Origin of the sequence: Anaerobranca gottschalkii DSM 13577 (genome assembly GCF_900111575.1) — a bacterium.
GTDB classification, from domain to species: Bacteria; Bacillota; Proteinivoracia; order Proteinivoracales; family Proteinivoracaceae; genus Anaerobranca; species Anaerobranca gottschalkii.
Genome location: NZ_FOIF01000089.1, coordinates 2,283 through 4,522, shown reverse-complemented (window position 1 = coordinate 4,522; position 2,240 = coordinate 2,283). Strand labels below are relative to the sequence as shown.

The following is a 2,240-nucleotide window of genomic DNA, read 5'->3' as shown; positions in this document are numbered from 1 at the left end:
AATAAATTTTTCAAATGTTCTTGTACATCTTCTACACTACGACACTCTTTTGCTAATTCCTTGGCTAATAAATTACTTTTTGTTGACATAATTGGACAACTCCTTTTTAGAGGTATTATTATCCAATTACACGTAATTTATTACGCTCTCGATAATACTGTGATTATCATTATGATTAGTGCTGTTTTTTTCATTAGTAAATACACCTTCTTTAATATCTTATAACTAGATGAATACTATAATGCTTACTGTACCCATCAAGGTATGAATTATTTGTTATGCATTTTTTATGGCTCTTACAAAATTCAAAGAATAAAAATTAGGTCTAACCTCTAATTTTCATATGAGAATTAGAGGTATTTTTTGTTTTCGGACACAAATTTTATACTTAAATTGTTCCTAGATGAATTATTGAACCGGACAACTTGAATTATAGTAAGTAATCAAATAAAACTCAATTGTTTTTAAATACTATTTTGAATACAAAAATAATACCAATATAGTAAATAGAAGTCCTCCAGTAAATAATGTGGTTAAAAAAGCTCCGTCATTTAATGACAATATCGGAAAAAGTGCTAACCCTACAGTTAATTCCTTACCTACTTTAATACTCAAAGAATCTATTACTTTTAAAACCAAAACAAATAATATAGATATGAAAAAAATTCCCCAATACCCCATGTTCGCATATGCATCTGCTAAATAGCCTGTATTGACCCACATGTTTGGACTATTGTAATAAACTTCTCCTATTAAATTAGCAATTTTCTTATCATACGGATAATTTATACCAAAAATATTACCAATACGTCCTAAAGAAAAATACAAAAATGAATTATTTGTAAAAAAATCATAATATGAAAATTTAATATGTGCAGGAACAAAAAGAAATCGTCGTATAAATATTGAAGAAACCAATATTGATTTTGATATAAAATAGTGTATTAGTATAATAAAAGAACTAATTGCTGATACTATAGTAGATAATTTTAAAAAATCTACTTTTTTCAAAATATAACAAACAATAATAATAGCCATGGGCATAAATAAGAATGACTTATGAGCTGTAATCATATATATAATAATTTGCAAGAAAACAAAAACCATTAAAAAATTTCTTGAACCTCTTAAGTAAGCTACTGTAATTAAGAAAGGATTAATGACTTTTGCTTGCCAATTTACTAAATAGTTCATTAAAAAAGGGTAAGCTACATTGCTTCTAACATCGTAGACATTCAAAATATTAAGTGTCTTTAGTGATGGTAACCCATTTGCCCGAATCATTGATAAATACACAAATATAGTTATTACACATAATAATAAATATAATAATTTTTTACTATTTTTTATTCTTGCAATTTTTATGTTAGGCATTAAATTTATTAGTATACATTGCGATAGAAAAGCAAGCACATTTATTAACATAAAGTTAGTTGACTCATTCATAAATGCATATATTGTAAGCATTGGAATAAACATTACTATTAAGTGTAGTTGTAAAAATATTGAAGAAGGCTTTTGAGAATCTTTAGGTAAAAATGTAAATAAAATTATAATAAACATTAGGCTTAGTAAATACTTGTATCCATTAAAATCTAAACTAAAACCCATATACTCATAATATTTGTGTATGAAAAATATGTAAAAAGCATCTAGTATTAATTTATAAAAAATCAAGCAAAAAAAAGCTATAATATTGTTTTTTTTAATATTTAACATTGTTTCACCCCATACTCCTATAAAATTTGGTTATAAAATTTGGTTCTTTGTCAATAGTTGGGGTAGCAGGTAGTAAATACCTGTTACCTTATTTGTATTGTTTACTGTATTGTCAAAGGATTAGGGAACATTTTATAAAATACTTTCCCAGCAATAAGCGGTTGATACTATAATTTGTGGCATATATTTGAACCAGACGATTTAACCTCCATCCCATTTAAAACCGAAGCTTAGACTGTACTAGATTTGCTGGACACGTAGAAATGTTGGTATAATAAAAAAAGAAAGGGCGTGTTTCAGCTATGAACAATAAAAATAAATTTACTGATGATTATAAGAAAGAAATAGTGAAACTTATTACCGAATTAGGGAAGAAAACAACTGATGTAGCTAGAGATATTGGTGTTACCCCTACAACTATCAGAAGATGGGTAAAACAATATAGTCTATATGGAGAAGATGCTTTTCCAGGTAGGGGAAATCTTAGACCATTAGAGGCAGAACAAAAAAGATTAGAAAAA

The 2,240-nt window shown here is 26.7% G+C and carries 3 protein-coding genes; 2 read left to right on the top strand and 1 reads right to left on the bottom strand.

The window, feature by feature from the left end; genetic code table 11:
- Positions 1-225 (top strand): hypothetical protein (locus tag BMX60_RS12220; protein WP_207648448.1); only part of this gene is annotated, 225 nt, incomplete at its 5' end.
- A gap of 246 nt (positions 226-471) precedes the next feature.
- On the opposite strand, the gene BMX60_RS11570 is transcribed toward BMX60_RS12220, so the two are convergent.
- Positions 472-1,719 (bottom strand): oligosaccharide repeat unit polymerase, encoded by a 1,248-nt coding sequence (locus tag BMX60_RS11570; protein ID WP_091351590.1) that lies wholly within the window; start codon positions 1,717-1,719, stop codon positions 472-474.
- A 302-nt stretch (positions 1,720-2,021) separates the two neighbouring features.
- On the opposite strand from BMX60_RS11570, the gene BMX60_RS11565 reads away from it, so the two are divergent.
- Positions 2,022-2,240: transposase (locus tag BMX60_RS11565; protein ID WP_242945769.1), on the top strand; the 219-nt coding region annotated here is incomplete at its 3' end.